This window comes from Caballeronia sp. GAWG1-1 (assembly GCF_023631465.1).
Taxonomy (GTDB): Bacteria; Pseudomonadota; Gammaproteobacteria; order Burkholderiales; family Burkholderiaceae; genus Caballeronia.
This window is the reverse complement of record NZ_JALQDB010000066.1, coordinates 1-22,021: the sequence shown is the minus strand read 5'-3', so window position 1 is coordinate 22,021 and position 22,021 is coordinate 1. Positions and strand designations below refer to the sequence as shown.

General features: G+C 63.9%; 12 protein-coding genes and 1 pseudogene. 8 read left to right on the top strand and 5 right to left on the bottom strand.

Annotated features, from left to right (window positions below):
• Positions 1-332, top strand: a pseudogene (locus tag NCT03_RS32695) (IS3 family transposase); the annotation flags it as partial.
• A gap of 243 nt (positions 333-575) precedes the next feature.
• Here the strand turns inward: NCT03_RS32695 and NCT03_RS32690 are convergent.
• Positions 576-947 carry a hypothetical protein gene (locus NCT03_RS32690; RefSeq protein ID WP_250470115.1) on the bottom strand — a complete coding sequence of 124 codons (372 nt, stop codon included), beginning with the start codon at positions 945-947 and terminating at the stop codon, positions 576-578.
• An 80-nt stretch (positions 948-1,027) separates the two neighbouring features.
• On the bottom strand, positions 1,028-1,708 hold the full coding sequence (locus NCT03_RS32685) for a nitroreductase family protein (RefSeq protein ID WP_250495431.1): 681 nt from the start codon (positions 1,706-1,708) through the stop codon (positions 1,028-1,030).
• Positions 1,709-1,987: 279 nt separating this feature from the next.
• Here NCT03_RS32685 and NCT03_RS32680 point away from each other — a divergent pair, with 279 nt between their 5' ends.
• Entirely contained in the window at positions 1,988-2,188 is a 201-nt protein-coding gene (locus NCT03_RS32680) for an MOSC domain-containing protein (RefSeq protein WP_250470113.1), read from the top strand.
• A 158-nt stretch (positions 2,189-2,346) separates the two neighbouring features.
• Here NCT03_RS32680 and NCT03_RS32675 read toward each other — a convergent pair whose 3' ends face one another.
• The 3 genes from NCT03_RS32675 to NCT03_RS32665 are packed head-to-tail and all read right to left on the bottom strand — an operon-like array spanning position 2,347 to position 6,888.
• Positions 2,347-3,738 carry an efflux transporter outer membrane subunit gene (locus tag NCT03_RS32675; RefSeq protein ID WP_250470112.1) on the bottom strand — a complete coding sequence of 464 codons (1,392 nt, stop codon included), beginning with the start codon at positions 3,736-3,738 and terminating at the stop codon, positions 2,347-2,349.
• Between the two features lie 7 nt (positions 3,739-3,745).
• Positions 3,746-5,710 (bottom strand): MacB family efflux pump subunit, encoded by a 1,965-nt coding sequence (locus NCT03_RS32670; protein ID WP_250495430.1) that lies wholly within the window; start codon positions 5,708-5,710, stop codon positions 3,746-3,748.
• Positions 5,704-6,888, bottom strand: a complete 1,185-nt coding sequence (locus NCT03_RS32665) for an efflux RND transporter periplasmic adaptor subunit (protein ID WP_250495429.1) — start codon at positions 6,886-6,888, stop codon at positions 5,704-5,706. The genes NCT03_RS32670 and NCT03_RS32665 overlap by 7 nt, the downstream gene beginning before the upstream one ends.
• Positions 6,889-7,315: 427 nt before the next feature.
• Here NCT03_RS32665 and NCT03_RS32660 point away from each other — a divergent pair, with 427 nt between their 5' ends.
• The 6 genes from NCT03_RS32660 to NCT03_RS32635 form a co-directional block, all read left to right on the top strand.
• Positions 7,316-7,552 carry an MbtH family protein gene (locus tag NCT03_RS32660; protein ID WP_250470109.1) on the top strand — a complete coding sequence of 79 codons (237 nt, stop codon included), beginning with the start codon at positions 7,316-7,318 and terminating at the stop codon, positions 7,550-7,552.
• A 4-nt stretch (positions 7,553-7,556) separates the two neighbouring features.
• Positions 7,557-8,327 (top strand): thioesterase II family protein, encoded by a 771-nt coding sequence (locus tag NCT03_RS32655; RefSeq protein ID WP_250495428.1) that lies wholly within the window; start codon positions 7,557-7,559, stop codon positions 8,325-8,327.
• Positions 8,315-9,292 carry a TauD/TfdA family dioxygenase gene (locus tag NCT03_RS32650; protein ID WP_250470107.1) on the top strand — a complete coding sequence of 326 codons (978 nt, stop codon included), beginning with the start codon at positions 8,315-8,317 and terminating at the stop codon, positions 9,290-9,292. The genes NCT03_RS32655 and NCT03_RS32650 overlap by 13 nt, the downstream gene beginning before the upstream one ends.
• A gap of 65 nt (positions 9,293-9,357) precedes the next feature.
• The gene (locus NCT03_RS32645; protein WP_250470106.1) at positions 9,358-10,788 is read left to right on the top strand and encodes a cupin domain-containing protein; all 1,431 of its coding nucleotides are present in this window, start codon (positions 9,358-9,360) and stop codon (positions 10,786-10,788) included.
• A gap of 174 nt (positions 10,789-10,962) precedes the next feature.
• The gene (locus NCT03_RS32640) at positions 10,963-11,907 is read left to right on the top strand and encodes a YqcI/YcgG family protein (protein ID WP_250470105.1); all 945 of its coding nucleotides are present in this window, start codon (positions 10,963-10,965) and stop codon (positions 11,905-11,907) included.
• A 25-nt stretch (positions 11,908-11,932) separates the two neighbouring features.
• Positions 11,933-22,021, top strand: a 10,089-nt coding sequence (locus NCT03_RS32635) for a non-ribosomal peptide synthetase (protein WP_250495427.1), incomplete at its 3' end; no start/stop codon positions are given.

The following is a 22,021-nucleotide window of genomic DNA, read 5'->3' as shown; positions in this document are numbered from 1 at the left end:
CGATATACCTGCTTTGCACTTCGCACCATGCAACACTTCCTCGATTGAAGGTGTTGCGACGACCGGTTGAATCCGCCCAATACCGAATGCCGGTCTATCGGAAGGCTTTGGACAAGCATTCTGTCAAACAAAGCATGTCGCGCCGGGGCAATTGCCTCGACAACGCGGCGATGGAAAGCTTCTTTGGCACACTAAAGTCAGAATTCTTCCACCTAAACAAGTTTCGAGACGTTGATGAACTCCACGCCGGACTGAAAAACTACATTCACTACTACAATCACAAACGTATCAAGATGAAGCTAGGAGGCGTGAGCCCGGTCGCATACCGGTCTCTGCTCGCAACAGCACAGCTGTCACACCGTCCAACTTTCGGGGGTCACTTCAAGGCAGACCGATCCCGCTTCGTCGAGCAGGGGTTTCGCATCGGCATGAAAATTCAGCGGATGAGCGACGAATCGCGGGGCGAGTGCACGCCTGAACGCGGTCTCAGGGCATTCCTCTTCGCGCGGCAATTCGACGGCAGCAAGCGTCGTGCTTTCAATCATCGTGCTCATTGCAGATAGGTGACGCGGCGTTCACGATTGCGCAGTGGCACGCCGACATCGAAGAGCGTCGTCGCGAAGCAGTGTGCGATGTCGCGAAAGCGACACGATCTCGCCCGACGAGAACCAGGCATTCAGCAGGCTGCGCGCCGACACGATATCGTGCGACTGGAAATGCGCGAGCACCTGAAGCAACTGGGTTTCGTCGTAGGAGAGTTCGGACGAACAACGGCAGCGGACGTCGAGCGGGCGCCGCGCCGCGATCGACCATTCCCCCATCAACAGGTCGAAACATTGCAGGCCGTCGCGCGACAGACCCGCGTCGAGCAACACGTCCTGCCAGGTCTTGCGCCCGCGCACCGCATCGCAGTCTGGGCGAAACCACGCGCGCACGGCGTCGGTCACGAGTTGATCGTCGGCATCGGGAAATTGCTCGAATGCATCGTCAAGCAGGGACGGGCCGCGCATCGGGAGCATGCTGATACTCATGATTCGCTCACCGCGGAAATGATGGCATGCGTGTGCCCGACGCCGGTCCATTCGCGCAGATGCGCGGCGCACGCGGGGCGTTTGGCGCTGCGCGACTGTTGTTTCGGCGTGCCGATGAACAGGAAACCCAACAGGCGTTCATTGGCATCGAAGTCGAGTGCTTGATGCAGAAGCGCATCGTAGGCATCCGCGCCGGTCGCCCAGAAACCGCCGTAACCGAGCGCATGAATGGCGTTGAGCATGTTCATGGCGGCCGCGCCGACCGACAGCAGTTGCTCGACTTCCGGAATATGCGATGCAGGATCCACCGCCGCGCCGAGCGCGATGACAAGCGGTGCGGCCGTCGCGCGCTGCCGGCGATGTTCATGCGTTTCCGCCGGTTCAGCCGGGGCGCGGGCGCGAGCGGCATCGACGAGCACTTGGCCCAGCGCCTCGCGCGCGTCGCCACGGACCAGCACGAAGCGCCAGGGACGCAGGCGGCCGTGATCGGGTGCGCGCAATGCCGCATCGACGATCAGCGCGAGTTCGTCATCGCCCGGTGCCGGTTCGACGAGCGGCCAGTGTGACTGGCGCGAGAGCAGGTATCGCAGCACGGTGTCGGCGTCCTGCCGGCGTTGAGCGGCGAGGTTGGCGCCCTGGGTATCCTGTGCGGCTTTAGGCGACAAAACGGTATCCATGTTCGGCGGAAGATTCGCTTGAAAGACCCAGATGATCGTCCAAAACGTACCTAATTGCAAATCATTCGCATTTGCGAGTCTAGCTGGACCGACTGTTTCCGCGCTGCGACGAAGGCGCAACTGCCGGTTAGGCTCGGCCGTTTGGCCAGCTTGCGGCGCTTTTGAGCTCGAGAAGATTGATGCAAGTTTCATCAGTAGCCGGCCCATCGTCATCGACGAGGCCTGGCTCGACAACCTCGACGCGCGCCTTGCGCAAAAAAGGGCGCACCCGCCATTCCGATGGATCGCTTCTGGCCCGACGGGGTGGTATCGGGACTCGGCGGGATCGAAGAGGATTTCGTCGATACGCTAATTTCCGACGGCATCGTTCTGCGCATGGTCAAGCCCTGCGCGCGCTGTCCGATCACGACCATCGTCCAGACACAGGCCGAGCGTGACGAGCGCTGGCCGAACGAGCCGCTCGATACCATGCTCGGCTAGCGCGTGAATTCGCGTCTCGATGACGGGCTGACGTTCGGGTAAAACGCGTTTGCCGCCATGGGCGTGGGAAACAAGTCGCGCGTATGCGCCCAGGGCCAGGTTCGAGTTTGCGTTTCCGGATGCTTTTTGACATTGGTGCATGCCGTGTGAACGCATCATCAGCGCGCATCGTTCGCACGCCAGCCGCCACCCAGCGCGCGATACGTCGACACCGCCGCCTGCAGCCGTGCGAGACGCACCTGCACGCGCTCGTCCTCGGCAGTGTAGAGCGTGCGTTGCGCGTCCAGCACGGTGAGCGCGGTTTCCGCGCCCGCACGGTAACGGCTTTGCGCGAGCTCGAGCGTGTGGCGGGCTTCGCGCAGTTCGTCGTCCTGGGCCCGGCTCTGTGCGTCCGTACCGGCGGTGGCGTTCAGCGCGCGTTCGACATCCGCGAAACTCGTGACGACGGCTTGCCGGTACGTCGCCAGCAATTCCTCCTGCTGCGCCAGTGCGAGATCACGTCCGGCGGCCAGCGCGCCCGCGTCGAAGATCGGCGCAGTGAGGCCCGCCGCGATGGTGTAGAGCGGATTGTCGAAAATGCGTTGCGCGCGGTCGCTGCCGGTGCCGAAGGACGCCGACAGCGTGATGGTCGGGAACATCGCGGCGCGCGCGGCGGCGACATTCGCGTGGGCGGCGGCGAGTTGCGCTTCGCTGTAGGCGATATCGGGTCGCCGCATCAGCAGTGTTGACGGCACGCCCGCACCGATGTCCGGTGCGCGCAGGGCATCGAGCGAGCGGGTGCCGATCGTGAAGCCGGACGCCGGTACGCCGAGCAGGGTCGCAAGCTGCGCTTCGCTGTCACCCGCCTGCTGACGCAGTTGCGCCACTGCGCGTTGTTGCGCGGCGACCAGCGTGCGCTGCTGCGCGGCATCGAGCGCGGTGACGAAGCCCGCGCGGTACTGCGATTCGACCGTGCGCAGAATGCCGCGCGCGGTATCGAGATTGCCTTGCGCGATCCCTTCGCGTTCGCGCAGCGCGACGGTCTGGAGCCATGCATTCGCGACATCGGCGCTCAGCGTGAGCTGCACGGTCGCGCGGTCGAATTCGGAGGCCCGCACCCGTGCGATGGCGGCATCGCTGGCGGCGCGGTTCTTTCCCCAGAAGTCGATTTCGTAGCTGGCGAGCAGGCCCGCGTCGAAAGCGCTGCCGCTCGGCAGATCGTTGTTGACCATGAAGCCGCCCTGACGGCTGGCATCGGCGAAAGCGCTGAGGTTCGGCAGACGCGCCGCGCCGGCGATGGTCGCATTGGCGCGCGCCTGCTTCACGCGTGCGATGGCGGCGGCGACGTCGTAGTTGCCGATCGAAGCCTGGGCGACCAGCCGGTCCAGTTCGTCGCTGCCGAAGCCGCGCCACCAGTCGGCGCTGACGGCATCGCCGGTAGTCGAGGACGATGAGAAGCGGTAAGTCGCCGGCACCGCAACATCGGCGGCGGGCGGTGGCGGATTGCTCAGGCACGCGGACAAGATGAGCGGCAAGGCGAGCGGCGAAATGAGCGGCAGACGTCGTTTCATCGCATCCTCACTCGCTCGACAGCGCTACGACCGGATCGAGCCGTGCCGCCTTGCGCGCGGGCATGAAGCCGAACACCAGACCGGTGGCGAGCGCACACGCGAAGGCCCCGAGGATCGCCCGCACCGAGAAGATCGTCGGCACGTTGGCGGCGATCAGCACCGCGCCGATCAGCACGCCGATCACGACGCCCAGCGCTCCGCCGATGCCCGATACGAGCGTCGCCTCGGTCAGGAACTGCCGCAGGATATCCCGCTGGCGCGCGCCCGTTGCGATGCGGATGCCGATCTCGCGCGTGCGCTCCTTGACCGTCATGAGCATGATGTTCATCACGCCGATGCCGCCGACCAGCAGCGAAATGCCTGCGATCAGGCCGAGCATCAGTGTGAGCATGTCCTGGGTTTCGGTCTGCGCCTTGACGGACGCGGCGCGGTTGTAGATCTGGAAATCGCGCACGTGATGCGCGCGTTCGAGCACGCTGCCGATCTGCGTCGCGGTCTCGGCGGCGAGATCGAGTTCGTCGATCAGCACGGAAATCCACGAAAGATGCGTGGTGCCGAGCACGCGGCGCGCACCGGTGGAGTAGGGCACGAGGATCACGTCGTCGTCGTCGGCATCGCCCGAGGTCGCGCCTTTTTCTTCGAGCTCGCCGATCACCAGAAACGGTACGTTGTTGACCAGAATATGCGCGCCGACCGGGTTCGCCGCGCCGAACAGCTTTTCGCGCACGCGCTTGCCGATCAGGGTGACGGTGGCGAGGCGGCGCTCGTCGTCGTCGTCGAAGAACACGCCGTGCACGGGCGTCCAGTTGAGCACGCGCGAGGCATCGGGGCTCACCGCCCACAGGCTGGTGTGGATATCTGCGTTGCCGTGACGCAGCGTCACTTGGCCCATCAGAAAAGGCATCGCCACGCCGACATTCGGTATTTGGGCGACGCGCGCTACATCACCCATGTCGAGGGTGCCGCCGGGGCCACGCGCATTGTCGCCGCCGGGCGTCACGTACATGCGGTTGGTGCCGAAGCTCGCCATTTTGGCGATCACTTCGCGCTCCGTACCGCGCCCGATCGCGAGCATGACGATCACCGAGGCCACGCCGATGATGATGCCGAGCAGGGTCAGCAAGGTGCGAAAGCGGTTGATCCACACCACGCGCCACGCGGCCCGCAGCGCTTCGCTGGCATCGGCGATGAACGAGGCGGTGCGCGCCGAGGACGAAGACATCGAGCCGAGCAGGCTTTGCGCATCGAGCACGCCTTCGCGCGACGAGGGCTCCGTGCTCGCGTGCGCCGAATCCGCGACGATCTCGCCATCGCGAATCTCGATCACGCGCCGCGCGCGCGCCGCCACCTGCCGGTCGTGCGTAATCAGGATGATGGTATGACCCGCCGCCGACAATTCGTCCAGCAGCGTCATGACTTGCGCGCCGCTCTTCGAATCCAGCGCGCCGGTCGGTTCGTCGGCCAGCAGGATATGGCCGCCGTTCATCAGCGCGCGGCCGATCGACACGCGCTGCTGCTGTCCGCCCGACAACTGGTTCGGCCGATGTTCCAGCCTTTCGGCCAGTCCCAGCCGCGCCAGCAGTTCGGTGGCGCGGGCGCGGCGTGCCTCGGGTTTTACGCCGGAATAGACCGCGGGCACCTCGACGTTTTCGCGTGCCGATTCGGTTGCGATCAGGTGATAGCCCTGAAACACGAAGCCGAAGGCCTCGCGCCGCAGCCACGCAAGTTCGTCTGCGCCGAAGCTCGTCACGTCCTGATCCGCGAAGCGATAACTGCCCGATGTAGGGCGATCGAGACAACCGAGGATATGCATGAGCGTCGACTTGCCTGAACCCGATGCCCCGACGATCGCGACGAACTCACCCGCCTCGATGGACAGCGACACGCCGCGCAGCACGTCGACGGGCGGCTCGTCGTCGTGGCCGCCATATGACTTGCGCACCTCGCGCAGCTCGATCAGCGGGCTCACCATTGGAACTTGCCGTCGGCGGCGCGCACGCGGCGGATGCCGGTGACGAGCTGGTCGTCGGGCGCGAGGCCCGAGCGTACTTCGGCGTTTAGCCGGTCGTGCACGCCGACGCTGACCTGCCGCGTGACCACGTGTCCGTCATCCAGCACTTGCGCCGTGTAACGGGACTTCGAATCATCGGCCGGCTTGAGTGCGGACAAAGGCGCGATCACCACGTCATGCGCCTCCTGCGCGACGAAGAACACCTGGGCGCTCATTTGCGGCAGCAGTTGATTGCTCTCGTTGCGCACGTCGAACAGCACGGTGTAGAGCACCACTTTGCCGGTGTTGTCCGCGCTGGCGGCGGGCGGCGGCTGGCCATCGGCCGAAGGCGCGGCGGTGTTCGGCGGCGCGGGCAGGATTTGCCGGACCGTGCCGGTCCAGCGGTGGTCATCCGCGCCGAGCGTCGTGAAATAGACCGGCATGCCGGGCCTGACCTTCAGCACATCGGCTTCCGAGACCTGCGTCCATACCGTCATGGTCGAGAGATCGGCGATCCGCAGGATGATCGGCGTCTGATAGGTCGCGTTGAGCGTCTGCCCTTCGCGTGCATCCAGCGTGACGATGGTGCCGGACATCGGCGCGTAGATTTTGGTGTAGCCGAGCTGGGCCTCGTCGCCGGAGAGCGTGGCGCGTGCGCCGTCGATCTCCGCGCGCAGATTGTCGAGATTCGCGCGCGATTCCTGCTGCGCGGCGTAGGCGCTTTGCAGGTCTTCGTCGCGCGTGGAGCCTTCGGACATCATGCGGCGCTGACGTTCGTACTGATGTTGCGTGAAGGCGAACTTCGCCTGCTCGCTCGCGAGTTTCGCGCGCAGGCTGGTGAGGGCGGAGCGGTCCACATCGTATTTCGCCTGCTGCACGCTGGGATCGATCTCAACGAGCAACTGGCCCTTCCTGACCACATCGCCCGGCTGCACGCCGATGCGGCGGATTTCGCCCGAGGCCTGCGAGCCGATATCGACATAGCTGTGCGGCTGCAGCGTACCGAGCGCGGCCACGCTCGACTCGACATTGCCGCGCCCGACCTTCACGGTATCGATATGTTCAGTGATCCGAAACAGCAGCGCCCAGAACAGAACCGCGAAACAGATGAGAGCGAGCAGGAGAACAAACCGAAAGGGTCCGCGTTGGAGGCGTCTCATTGAGTGTTCGAATAATGGGATCTGCAGCGAGGTCACATGAAGCATCGTGACGGGCCGCGTTGGGCCGGTTCGCCGTCGGCCGCTGAGTATAAACAATTCTCATTTACACGGTAAACCCTCATCGCACCTCGGCGAGCCGCGCCGGTACTTGAACTGGCGGCCGGAAAGCCGTCGGATGACCCGGTCGTTACACTCGAATGAATATCGATATCGGCCTCGATGTCTTGACTTCCTGCCCTCAACCCTCTATCGTGCTCTATCTAAATAGGAACGATTCGCGTTTACACGTAGTAAGGTTTTCACAAGAATTTCACGTAAAAAGTCGTGTGAAGGGTGAGTATCCCGCACGAAGTTTCGACGACCCGTCTCATCGTGTCGTCATATTCGTGAATGATTCTCAATTAAGCGCGGCTATCAAGGAGCAAAGATGAGCTGGGGCGATGACACCACCACCTTCCACGTCGTCATGAACGACGAGGAACAGTACTCGATCTGGCCGGATTTCAAGGCGATTCCGGCGGGATGGCGCGCCGTCGGCAAGTTCGGCAACAAGGCGGATTGCCTTGCGTATATCGACGAGGTGTGGACCGACATGCGGCCGCTCAGCCTGCGCAAGCACATGGCCGACGAGGACGCGAAGCGGGCGGCGCGCACGGCGCACTGAAGCGATGAGCGCATTCGTCGACGACACGGCCATGCAACTCGTGGACCTGATCTGCCTGCCGCACGCAGGCGGCCACGCGCTCTTGTACCGACGCTGGGCGCAAGCCTTGCCGTTCGGCGCACGCGTGCGGGCGCAGGATCTGCCCGGTCACGGAGCACTGCGCGCGCTGCCGCCGCATACGGCATGGCCCGATCTGACCGATGCGCTCGCTACCCGCGTTCTCGCGCAACTCGACGCAAACGTTCCCTATGCCGTGATGGGTCACAGCATGGGCGCGCTCACCGGCATCGAACTGATTCGCGAGATCGAACGCAGGACGGGACGGCAGCCGGTGTGGTTCGGCGTGTCGGCCTGTGTCGCGCCTTCGCGGCGTGCGCGTGAGGAACACTGGCTCACGTGCACGCGCGACGCCATGATCGAGCGTTTGCGCAAGCTCGGCGGCACGCCCGAGGCCTTGCTCGAAGACCGCGAGTTCGTCGATTTCATGTTGCCCGTGCTGCGTGCGGACTTTCATCTGTGCGGCACCTATCCCGTGCAGGCGCGCGGTGAGCCGCTGGCGTGTCCGATCGATGTGTTCATCGGCGACGGCGACAGCGCCACGGCGAATCGCGACGACGTGAATGCGTGGTCGCACGAGACGCGACACCGCTGCACGGTGCATCGCTTCGCCGGCGGGCATTTCTTCATCGAGGAGAAGCTGGACGCGGTGCTGGCCATCGTCGCATCGACGCTGGTGGAGGTTCGCACGCAACAGCCCGAGTTATGGACGCACTGATCAACATCCCGGAAATCGCGCTGCACGAGCGCGTGATCGAACATCACGGTACGCGCGTGCTCGAACTCCGCCCGGCCGATGGCGAATTGCCCGATGCCTGCGCGAGCGGCTTGCAGGCACGCATCGAACAGGCGAAGCGCGAATACGGTGGCGTACTGCTGCGCGGATTCGCGTCGTTGGGCGCGCAAGGACTCGACCGCTTCGCGTCGCTGTTCGGCGAAACCTTGCAGGCCTATGAGTTCGGTTCCACGCCGCGCAGCCGGATTGGCGGGGCCGTATTCTCATCGACCGAATATCCGGCTGACCAATGGATCGATCAGCATAACGAACAATCGTATACGTTGCGCTGGCCGGAGTCGATTTTCTTCTATTGCGACATCGCCGCCGAAGAAAACGGCGCGACTCCGGTTGCCGACAGCCGCGTCGTCTATCAACGGCTCGATCCGGCGTTGCGCCGGCTGTTCGCATCGAAGCAGATCATGTACGTGCGCAATTTCGGCAATGGTCTGGATGTGCCGTGGGAACAGGTGTTCGGTACCGAAGACCGCGCCGAGGTCGAACGCTATTGCCGCGCCAACCGGATTGCATTCGAGTGGCTCGACGATGGCGAAGCCTTGCGCACGTGCCAGGTGTGCCAGTCGGAACTGGTCCATCCACAGACCGGCGAGACGGTGTGGTTCAACCAGGCGCATCTGTTCCACGTATCGAACCTGCCGGACGACGTGCGCGAAGCGCTGCTCGAAATCGTTGATGAAGACCGCCTGCCGCGTAACACCTTTCTTGGTGACGGCGCGCCGATCGACACCGCGATGCTCGATGAAATCCGCGCTGTGTACCGCGACACCATGCTGTCGTTTCCCTGGCAGCCAAACGATCTCCTTGCGCTCGATAACGTGCTGATGTCGCACGGTCGCGCGCCGTTCAAGGGCAAACGCCGCGTGCTCGTCGCCATGACCGGCCGATAGTCGACAGCCGATAGCAGCAGTCCAGGACATTCAGGCAACACAAGCAAAGAAAGGACATCCACATCATGACGCAGCCCGTGCCACCGCTCTTCGACTTCAGTTCCTTCGATGGAAAGAGCGAGCACTATCTCTCGCTCATCCGGCAGTTCGCCGCCGCCACGCCGTACCGCAGCGCGACGGTCGATGAGCTGGTGCTGGACAGCGACTATCATCGGCGCCCGCTGCGTCCGGAGGATTTCGAGTTCCTCAAGTTCAGAAAGCCGGTGCGCAACCATAACGTTAGCCGCCTGCCTGCGCTGGCGTCGAACCGCACGCTGCTGTCGATCTATGAACTCGATGTGGCACGTCTACCGAACGATACGAGCGCGGCAGAATGGTCGCGTTATGCCGACTTCTATCGCGACGACACCCGCGCGCTCGGTGCGCAGATCGCGCCTTTCCTCGAAGCCTATGCATTCGAGTATCTGTCGCTCGACGCCGATTCGACCGAAAGCCCGGACGCCGCCGCCGCGCGTCTGATGCAGATTGTCGATGAAGAAAGTGCCTTCTGGGAGCGTTCGTTCGCGCGTCTCGTGCGTCAGGACTATCTCGAAGAAGGATTGCGCTTCATCATGGTTCAGCGCTGGTCGCTGGCCTTGTCGAAGCGTCGCGCCCTGGCGCGAGCCAGCGCGAGCGGATTTTTCGACAGCCTGCCGGTGGACACGCGCCCGACGCTGTCAGGTGATCTTCCCGACGATGCACTGCTGCGCCGCGTTGCTGGCTTTGCGGGTCTCACGCGCGAGCAGCATGCGTACTGGCAGTTCTATCTGCCGACGAGTCTCGCCAAATGCAACCTGCTCTACGCGCTCGCGCGCAGGCCGGACCGTGCCTTTGCGTTCGTGGGCGCGGCCTTTGCAGCAGAAGCCGAGTGGCTCGCGTTCGGCATCGGACTGGAGAAGGCGTGTGCGCATCTTCAGCCGACCAGCCGCAAGCCCGCGGATGTCGTCGTGCGTCGTGCCGAACTGGCGGCGCGCTTCGCGCAGGCGCTCGAACACGCCGCGCAGCAGGTCAACGGCGCTGCGGTCGCGCAGGCCGTGCAGGGTGTGATCGCGGGCGAGCGTCTGGCCGAGCGTGCGCGCTGGGATTTGAGTGAACAATTGCGCTGGCTGTCGGCCATCCGGCGCTACGTGGAGTTCGCGCATCGCATCAGCGCGCGGATCGATCGCGAATGCCCGGATATCGATCGCGAGACCTTCGTGGAACCGCTGGAAATGTGCTCGACCACGCATGTCCACAACGATCATCGGCTAGTCACCATTCAGGAAGGCGACATGCTGTTCTGGGGCAATGTCGGCATGCAGCTCGACATGCATCCGGGCGACATGGTGCTGATTCCGGACGGACGCCTGCATGGCTCGACCGTTACCTCGCCGGAATGCACCTACCATCAGCCGATCATTCCCGACGACTGGGTTCAGGCGCTGGTCGTCGAACTCGACGCGCACGCATCCGCGTGACATTCCAGGCGCTTCGACAGAAAGCGCAGGCAGACGCACCCCACAAATCGAGCAGCACGAAAAGCCCTTGGAAACAGGGCATCGACGAGGCGCGCCGGCCACGCTTTGCCCAGTGGCGCAATGAACGGCACACGACGCGCGTCGCATGGGTGGTGTTGACCAACAGGAATGACAATGCAATCAAACGATGACGTTGCGCACTTCGATGCCAGTGACTGGACCAGCCGCGTGATTTCGGGAACCCGCACCGGCGCGGCGGCGCAGGCGCCTGCGTGGCTAGCGGGTTCGTATGCGACGCTGCGCGAGCAGGTGATGCATCCGGAATACCCGTGCTTCTTCGGCACCATTGCCGAGCGGCGCGGCGAGATGTTCTATGCGTGGGTGAACGGCAAGGACATTCGCGACCTGCCCGCGACGATGCAGACCTTCTCGACATTGGCGTCCCGTCCGGAGTTTCGCCGCAACAACATCGCCGTGTTCTTCGAGCCGGACGACGAGCCCTTGACGCACGAGCAGTATCAGGACCTCTTCTGGCAGACGCTGCAACATCTGCACGATGTCGATCCCGATCCCGAAGCGGACAAGCAGCCCGATCCGTCGCAGGAAGAATGGGAGTTCTCGTTCGCGGGTGTGCAAATGTTCGTGGTGTGCGCGCTGCCGACCTTCAAGGTGCGTCACAGCCGCAATCTCGGTCCGGGCATGGTGTTGCTGTTCCAGCCGCGCAGCGTGTTCGTGGACACCATCACCAACAAGGTGATCGGCCGCGAGGCGCGCAATCAGGTGAGAAAACGCCTTGAAACATGGGACGACGTGAGCGCGCACCCGGATCTCGGCTTTTACGGCGATCCCGGCAATCTCGAGTGGAAGCAGTATTTCCTGACCGATGAAAACATCGCCGCCGAAGACCGCTGCCCGTTCCTCAAGCGCAAGAAGGCGCAGGGGCAAGCGCATGCGCTCGGTCATGCCTATGCGCCGCGTCATGCCGCGCCGCAGCGTCACACGGAGAAGCTCAATCCCGCGCGCCACGACAGCATGGGCAAGCGCCTGACGAGCGTCGATCAATGGCAGGCCGGCATGCCGCCGCGCTCGAAGACGCACAACGATCAGAGCGAAAGCTGAACATCGCAGGACAGAACATAGAGACATGAGCGACACGACACACGCAGCCGTCCCCGATTTGCTCGCCGTATCGAAGGCATACGTGCAGTTGCCCGCCGAGAAGCGCAGGCAGTTCCGTCATCAGTTGCGCGCGCGCGGCATGCAGGCATCGCGTCTGCCGATCGTGCCGTTTCCGGACCGGGGTGCGATGTTTCCGCTCTCGCATGCGCAGGAGCGCATGTGGTTCCTATGGAAGCTCGATCCGGCGAGTGCGGCGTACAACATCACCGGCGCGGTGCGCTTGCAGGGCACGCTGGACCGGCGCGCGGTGCGGGCGGCGCTCGATCGTCTGGTCGCACGGCACGAGAGCCTGCGCAAGCATTTCATCGAACGCGATGGCGTGCCGATGCAAGTAACGGGAACGGCGGACTATGCGTGGCGCGAGCGTACGTGTCCTGAAGACATGCAGGCCGCGCTCGATGCGCTCAGCAACGAAGCCTTCGATCTCGAACACGGACCGCTGCTGCGCGTGACCTTGCTGCAGAGTGCGCCGGACGATCATGTGCTGCATATCGCGATCCATCACATCGTGTCGGACGGCTTGTCGATGAGTGTGTTCGTCGATGAATTCGTTTCTGCGTATCGCGCCGAACTGGGCGTTGCGCCGTCCACGCACGGACGCGATGACGAACCGATCCAGTACGGCGATTTCGCGGCGTGGCAGCGCGAATGGCTCGACGACGAATCGCTGGCCGGTCAACTGGCATACTGGCGTGGCGAATTGGGCGGTGAGCAACCGGTGCTCGAACTGCCCTTCGATCGCGTGCGTACCGGCATGCGTCGTTCGGCGGGGGCGAGCGTTGCGCGTACCGTCGATGCGCGCACGGCGGCCGCGTTGCGTCGCGTTTCGCAGGCTGCCGATGCGACCTTGTTCACGACGCTGCTGTCGGCTTATCAGGTCTTGCTCTCGCGTTATGGCGGGCAGGACGATATTCGCGTCGGCGTGCCGGTGTCGGGACGCGACCGCGACGAGACCGAGCGGGTGATCGGCTTCTTCGTCAATACGCTGGTGTTGCGCGCGCGGATGGACGAGGCATCGACGTTCATGCAACTGCTCACGCAGATGCGCGCGCGCACGCTTGCCGCCTATGCGCATCAGGACGTGCCGTTTTCGCGGCTGGTGCAGGAGTTGCAGCCGCAGCGCAGTTTCGGACACACGCCGCTGTTTCAGACCATGTTCAATTACCTCGGTGCGCAGGGCGGCCCGATCGAACTGCCGGGTCTGACGGTCGCGGATATTTCTTCGGAGATGCAGACTGCGCGATTCGATCTGGTGTTGAACGCGCGTGAGCGTGGGGACGGACTGGAGGTGTCGTTCACCTACGCGCGTGACGTGTTCGATGAATCGACTGTAGCGCGCTTGCTCGATCATTACGTGTCGCTGCTGAGCCAGATTGCGGTCGATGGCCATGTGCACCTCGGCGCGTTGACGCTCGATGCACCGGCTTCTGCTCCTGCGCTTGCTGAACACGCATTCGCGCCCGTTGGCGCACGCGTGGCCGAACAACGCATCGGCAATGCGGTGCATTGCGAAGGCGTGCGCCTGAGCTATGCCGAGTTGCAGGCATGGTCGGCGCGGATTGCGCATGCGTTGATTGCGCGCGGCGTGCGTGCGGAAACGCGTGTGGGCCTGTGCTTGACGCGCTCGCCTGCGTTAATCGCTGCATTGGTAGGCGTGCTGCGTTCGGGCGGCGCTTTCGTGCCGCTCGATCCGGCTTATCCCGCCGAACGCCTGCAAACTATGCTGGACGATGCCCGCGTGCAATGCGTGATTGCGGACGCCGACACGCTCGGGCAATGCGGAGCCTTGTTCGAAGGCATCGATGTGATAGATGTGAACGGCGTAGGGATGCTTGCGGACACGGCACCCGATGTATCGATCCACCCCGAACAACTCGCCTACGTGATCTACACGTCAGGTTCCACAGGCAAGCCCAAAGGTGTCGCGGTGAGCCACGTCTCGCTGTCACGGCATCTGGACGACTTCATCGGGTGCTACCGCATCACATCGGACGATACGCAGCTTCAGTCGTCGACCATCAACTTCGACGTCGCATTGCACGAAATGCTGCCTGCCTTGATGCAAGGCGGACAAGTGGAAATGCGTGGCCCGCAACTCTGGGATATCGACACGACGAGTCGCCATCTGCGCGATGCGCGCGTGACCTTCTCGCGCATACCGACCGCGTACTGGCAGCAGTGGCTACGCACACCACCGCCCGCACATGAACTGGCCGCACTGCGCCAGATCACCGTCGGCGGAGAGGGCTTGCCGGGCGATGCCCTCGCGCAATGGCGACGTGGACCCCTTGCGCACATCCGCCTTGACAATCTCTACGGTCCCACCGAAACGACAGTCGCCTGCATGTATCGGCAGACGAATGAGGCGGACACCCGGCAGAGCATCGTCTCGATCGGCGAGCCGTATGCATCGCGCTGCGTGCAAGTGGTGGACCGCTTCGGCAACGAAGCACCGGTCGGAGGACTCGGCGAGTTGTGCATCGGCGGGCTGACGCTCGCACGCGGCTATCTGGGCCGCGCGGATATCACGGCGGAGCGCTTCGTGCCGGACCCGCGCACGCCGGGCGCACGGATGTACCGAAGCGGAGACCTGTGCCGTCGCCGCGCGGATGGCGGCATCGACTTTCTGGGGCGACTGGATCAGCAAGTGAAGCTGCGAGGCTTCCGCATCGAACTGGGCGAGATCGAAGCAGCGCTGCGCCAGATCGAAGGCGTGAGCGCGGCGATCGTGGCGCTCACAGGCGAAGGCGAATCACGTCAACTGGTCGGCTACGTGGTCGGACAGGATGACGTACGCCTGCTGCGTCGCACGCTGGAAGCACGGCTGCCGTCGTACATGGTGCCCTCCTCATTCGTCGCACTCGATGCCTTGCCGCTGATGCCCAACGGCAAGGTGGATCGCGCGGCACTCCCGGCACCCGAAGCGCCCTCGCACAAGGAACACGTCGCAGCCCGCACACCGCTCGAAGCCGAATTACTGTCGATCTGGCGAAGCGTGCTGAATCGAGCCGATATCGGCGTGACGGAGAACTTCTTCGAAGCGGGCGGGCATTCGCTCTTGCTGATGCAGGTGGCCTCGCGCATTCGTCAGGAGATGGGGCGTGAGGTATCGCTGGCGACCTTGTTCATGCATCCCGTGCTGGAGAGTCTGGCGGCGGAGTTGGAAGCGAGTGAACGTCAGACGGTCGAGCGGATTCGTGCGCGTGCAAAAGACAGTCGCATTCCGCTGACGCACGCGCAGGAGCGTTTGTGGTTCCTGTGGAATCTGGAGCCGCAGAGTGCGGCATACACGATTGCGGGAGCGGTGCGACTGAAGGGCAAGCTGAACAAGGCCGCGGTGCGCACGGCGCTCGATACGCTGGTGACCCGTCATGAAAGCCTGCGCACGCGCTTCGTGGAAGAGGATGCGCAGACGTGGCAAGTGGTGGATGAGCAACCGCGCTACGGCTGGCACGAAGCCGCGTACGAAGGCGAAACGCAACTGCAAGCGCTGTCTCACGCCCCGCTCGATCTGCGTCAGGGTCCGATGCTGAAGGTGGCGCTGCTCGCTGTGAACGAACAGGAAGCGGTGTTGCACTTCGCGATGCCGCACATCGTGTCGGATGCGTGGTCGCAGGGCATCTTGCTACGCGAGTTCTCTAACGCGTATGCAGCGGCGTTAGGTCATGAGGTGACCCCACCCGAAGCACTGCCGATTCAATACGGCGACTATGCTGCATGGCAACGCGAGCACACCAGCGACGCGATGCTGGAAGCGCAATACGCGTATTGGCAAGCCACCCTCGGCGACGACCATCCGGTGCTTGAACTGCCCGTCGATCGTGTGCGGCGTGGCCCACGCACCAGCGCCGGCGCTACACTCGAACGCCGCCTCGATCCGACGCTCTCTCAAGCGCTCGATACACTCTCGCAAACGCAGGGCGTCACGCGTTTCATGACGATGCTCGCCGCCTTCGGTCTCCTGCTCGGCCGATGCAGCGGCCAGCGCGATATCCGCATCGGCGTGCCCGAAGCGGGACGGGACCGTCTTGAAACCGAGCCGCTGATCGGCTTTTTCGTGAACACGCTCGTCATCCGCATGGAGGCACGCGGCACGCAGCCCTTCGAGGCCTTGCTTGCCGAGGTACGCCAGCATGTACTCGATGCCCAGTCCAACGCCAGCGTACCTTTCGCGAGGCTCGTCGAGCGTCTGCAACCGCAACGCACCACGAGTCATACGCCGCTGTTTCAGGTGTTGTTCAACTACAGCGAACAGACCGCCGCCGAACTGAATCTGCCGGGCGTGCAGATCACGCCGCTTTCAAGCACGACGAACAGCGCGCAGTTCGATCTGTCGATGGAAGTGACCGGCGACCATGCGCTCACGCTCGGCCTGAACTACGCGACCGATATTTTCGATGCATCGACCATTCATCGTCTGCTCGATGATTACGTGACCGTGCTAGAACACATCGTCCGCGATGCGGGCATTCGCGCGACGCAGATCGAACTGGACCGCACGGCGGATGCGCAAGCGAACGCGCGTCCGTTGATTGACTACACGTTCACGCCGACACCCGCACTCATCGCGATGCAGGCCGCGAGCACGCCCGATGTCATCGCCGTGCGCTGCGGCGACGAATCGACCACATACGCCAAACTCGATGCATGGGCGAACCGCATCGCAGCGCATCTGCACGCCAGCGGCGTACGACACGAGGCGCGCGTGGGCATCTGCACGGCGCGTTCGGCGGGCATGGTCGCGGCGCTGATTGGCGTCATGCGTTCGGGTGCCGCCTATGTGCCGATCGATCCGGCGCTGCCTGCCGAACGCATCGCCTACATGCTTGACGATGCCGGCGTGGCATTCGTGATCGCAGACGACACGACGGCGCGATCGTTCGATGGCGTCGTCGCCCGCGTGATCCGTCTCGCACAGACGATGAATGCGCCCTCGCACGACGCAGGTGTTTTCGCTAACATTCACGCCTCGCAACTGGCGTATGTGATCTATACGTCGGGCTCGACGGGCAAGCCCAAAGGTGTCGGCATCTCGCACGATGCCTTGGCGCGCTTCCTCGCCAGCATGCGTGTGCGCCCCGGCATCGGCGCTGACGACGTGATGCTGAGCGTGACCACGCTGTCGTTCGACATCGCCGCGCTCGAGCTCTATCTGCCGCTCGTGACCGGCGCGCGTATCGAGCTTGCGCGGCGCGAGGACGTCACCGATGGCGAACGTCTCGCGGCATTGATCGCACGCTCGGGCGCGACCATGATGCAGGCCACCCCGATGGGCTGGAACGTATTGCTCGGAGGCGGCTGGCAGGGCACGTCCGGCGTAGGCGCGACATTCAAGGCCTTGTGCGGTGGCGAAGCCTTGCCCGCAGAACTCGCGTCACGCCTGCAGGCACGCGGCGTCGAACTGTGGAATATGTACGGTCCGACCGAGACGACCATCTGGTCGAGCATCGCACAACTGAATGATTCACGCGCCACGCTCGGCGAGCCGATCGAAGGCACGACCTTTCATCTGATCGACGCCGATGGTGCCAGCGTGCCGAAGGGCGGTATCGGCGAACTGTGCATCGGTGGTACGAACCTCGCGCGCGGCTATCTCGGCCGTGCCGCGCTCACGGCCGAACGCTTCGTGCCCGATCCATTCACGCACGGCGCGCGGCTCTATCGAACCGGTGATCTGTGCCGCATCGAAGGCGGACGCCTGGCGTACGTGGGGCGTGCCGATCATCAGGTGAAGCTGCGCGGTTTTCGCATCGAACTGGGTGAGATCGAAGCGTCGTTGCGCCGTCTGGAAGGCGTGCGCGATGCCGCCGCTGCGGTCAAGGTGGTCGCCGGCCAGCCGATGCTCGTTGCGTATCTCGTCACTGTGGGCGGCATCGATGCCGAGACCGCCGGATGGCAGGCGGAACTCGCGCGTCATCTGCCGCCCTACATGGTGCCGCAGCGGTTCGTCCCGCTCGATGCGTTGCCGCGCACGCATAACGACAAGCTCGATCGCAATGCCTTGCCCGTGCCTCGGCATGAGACCGATGACGCGATAAAGGATGCCCCGCGCACCGCCACGGAACTCGCGATCGCGAATATCTGGCAGAGCGTGCTCGGCGTCGATGCTGTGAGCGCGAACGACGACTTCTTCCTGCTCGGCGGCGAATCCTTGCGCGCGTTGCGCATGATCGCTGCCATCAGGACCGCGTTCGATATCGATCTGCCTGTGCAGGCCGTATTTGCGCATCCGGTTCTTTCGGCGCTTGCATCCGTGGTCGACGGGGCGCGCGACAGTACGCGCGGTCCGCGAAGCATCGCCGTGCATGAGGACCGTCGCGCGCCTGCGCCGCTTTCGTTCGAGCAGGAGCGTTTGTATTTCTTCTCGCGCCTCGATCCCGAAAGCGCCGCCTATAACCTGTCGGGCGCGGTGCGGATGGAAGGCGCGCTGGATCGCGATGCCGTGCGCGCGGCGATCACGGCACTCGTCACGCGGCACGAGAGCATGCGCACGACCTTCGTCGAGGGCGACGAGGGCCCGGTGCAGATTGCATCGCTGATTGCGGAGCCGGCATGGTCGGTGCTCGATTTCGCGGACGTTCCGGAGGCTGTTCGCGAGGAAAGTGTCGATGCCGCGCTTCGCGCCATCGCGCGTGCGCCGTTCTCGCTCGAACGCGGTCCGCTGTTGCGCGTGACGCTGCTGCGACTGGCGACCAACGAGCATGTGCTGCAATTCGTCATGCATCACATCGTGTCGGATGCATGGTCCGTGCGGATCATGATCGACGAGTTCGCGCGCGAATATTCGAATGCGCGAGGTGGCCGGAGTGCGGCGCTCCCCGCCTTGCCGATTCAGTACGCGGACTATGCACGCTGGCAGCGTGACACGTATGCCTCTGCGCGCCTCGACGACGATCTGGCGTACTGGCGCATGCGACTGGCCGGCGACGAACCCCTGCTTGCCCTGCCGTTCGATCGCTCGCCTCAGGGCACGCGCAGTCAGGATGGTACGCGTGTGAGCATCGCGCTTGAAGCGTCCGTGCAGCGAGCGGTGACGGCCGCGGCGCAACGTCATCGAAGCACGCCGTTCGTCGTGTTGCTCGCGGTCTTCGACGTGCTGCTCGCGCGCTACAGCGGCAGCGATGACGTGCGTATCGGCGTGCCGGTGGCGGGGCGCGAACATGGCGACACGCAGGCGCTGATCGGCTTCTTCGTCAATACGCTGGTGATCCGCAGCGAGCTGGCCACGCTGCGTAACGTGGACGAGCTGATAGCGCACGTCCGCGAGCGCGTACTCGAAGCGCAGGCGCGTCAGGCGGTGCCGTTCTCGCGCGTGGTCGATGCCTTGAGTCCGGGCCGCAGCCTGGCGCAGACGCCGCTGTTCAACGTCATGTTCAACTTCGAACCGGCGCTCGGGCGTGATGCGTTCGCGATGCCGGGGCTGCGTGTGACGCCGATGGAATCGGGTACGGGTGCGGCCCGCTTCGATCTGGTGTTGAACGCGCGTGAGCGTGGGGACGGACTGGAGGTGTCGTTCACCTACGCGCGTGACGTGTTCGATGAATCGACTGTAGCGCGCTTGCTCGATCATTACGTGTCGCTGCTGAGCCAGATTGCGGTCGATGGCCATGTGCACCTCGGCGCGTTGACGCTCGATGCACCGGCTTCTGCTCCTGCGCTTGCTGAACACGCATTCGCGCCCGTTGGCGCACGCGTGGCCGAACAACGCATCGGCAATGCGGTGCATTGCGAAGGCGTGCGCCTGAGCTATGCCGAGTTGCAGGCATGGTCGGCGCGGATTGCGCATGCGTTGATTGCGCGCGGCGTGCGTGCGGAAACGCGTGTGGGCCTGTGCTTGACGCGCTCGCCTGCGTTAATCGCTGCATTGGTAGGCGTGCTGCGTTCGGGCGGCGCTTTCGTGCCGCTCGATCCGGCTTATCCCGCCGAACGCCTGCAAACTATGCTGGACGATGCCCGCGTGCAATGCGTGATTGCGGACGCCGACACGCTCGGGCAATGCGGAGCCTTGTTCGAAGGCATCGATGTGATAGATGTGAACGGCGTAGGGATGCTTGCGGACACGGCACCCGATGTATCGATCCACCCCGAACAACTCGCCTACGTGATCTACACGTCAGGTTCCACAGGCAAGCCCAAAGGTGTCGCGGTGAGCCACGTCTCGCTGTCACGGCATCTGGACGACTTCATCGGGTGCTACCGCATCACATCGGACGATACGCAGCTTCAGTCGTCGACCATCAACTTCGACGTCGCATTGCACGAAATGCTGCCTGCCTTGATGCAAGGCGGACAAGTGGAAATGCGTGGCCCGCAACTCTGGGATATCGACACGACGAGTCGCCATCTGCGCGATGCGCGCGTGACCTTCTCGCGCATACCGACCGCGTACTGGCAGCAGTGGCTACGCACACCACCGCCCGCACATGAACTGGCCGCACTGCGCCAGATCACCGTCGGCGGAGAGGGCTTGCCGGGCGATGCCCTCGCGCAATGGCGACGTGGACCCCTTGCGCACATCCGCCTTGACAATCTCTACGGTCCCACCGAAACGACAGTCGCCTGCATGTATCGGCAGACGAATGAGGCGGACACCCGGCAGAGCATCGTCTCGATCGGCGAGCCGTATGCATCGCGCTGCGTGCAAGTGGTGGACCGCTTCGGCAACGAAGCACCGGTCGGAGGACTCGGCGAGTTGTGCATCGGCGGGCTGACGCTCGCACGCGGCTATCTGGGCCGCGCGGATATCACGGCGGAGCGCTTCGTGCCGGACCCGCGCACGCCGGGCGCACGGATGTACCGAAGCGGAGACCTGTGCCGTCGCCGCGCGGATGGCGGCATCGACTTTCTGGGGCGACTGGATCAGCAAGTGAAGCTGCGAGGCTTCCGCATCGAACTGGGCGAGATCGAAGCAGCGCTGCGCCAGATCGAAGGCGTGAGCGCGGCGATCGTGGCGCTCACAGGCGAAGGCGAATCACGTCAACTGGTCGGCTACGTGGTCGGACAGGATGACGTACGCCTGCTGCGTCGCACGCTGGAAGCACGGCTGCCGTCGTACATGGTGCCCTCCTCATTCGTCGCACTCGATGCCTTGCCGCTGATGCCCAACGGCAAGGTGGATCGCGCGGCACTCCCGGCACCCGAAGCGCCCTCGCACAAGGAACACGTCGCAGCCCGCACACCGCTCGAAGCCGAATTACTGTCGATCTGGCGAAGCGTGCTGAATCGAGCCGATATCGGCGTGACGGAGAACTTCTTCGAAGCGGGCGGGCATTCGCTCTTGCTGATGCAGGTGGCCTCGCGCATTCGTCAGGAGATGGGGCGTGAGGTATCGCTGGCGACCTTGTTCATGCATCCCGTGCTGGAGAGTCTGGCGGCGGAGTTGGAAGCGAGTGAACGTCAGACGGTCGAGCGGATTCGTGCGCGTGCAAAAGACAGTCGCATTCCGCTGACGCACGCGCAGGAGCGTTTGTGGTTCCTGTGGAATCTGGAGCCGCAGAGTGCGGCATACACGATTGCGGGAGCGGTGCGACTGAAGGGCAAGCTGAACAAGGCCGCGGTGCGCACGGCGCTCGATACGCTGGTGACCCGTCATGAAAGCCTGCGCACGCGCTTCGTGGAAGAGGATGCGCAGACGTGGCAAGTGGTGGATGAGCAACCGCGCTACGGCTGGCACGAAGCCGCGTACGAAGGCGAAACGCAACTGCAAGCGCTGTCTCACGCCCCGCTCGATCTGCGTCAGGGTCCGATGCTGAAGGTGGCGCTGCTCGCTGTGAACGAACAGGAAGCGGTGTTGCACTTCGCGATGCCGCACATCGTGTCGGATGCGTGGTCGCAGGGCATCTTGCTACGCGAGTTCTCTAACGCGTATGCAGCGGCGTTAGGTCATGAGGTGACCCCACCCGAAGCACTGCCGATTCAATACGGCGACTATGCTGCATGGCAACGCGAGCACACCAGCGACGCGATGCTGGAAGCGCAATACGCGTATTGGCAAGCCACCCTCGGCGACGACCATCCGGTGCTTGAACTGCCCGTCGATCGTGTGCGGCGTGGC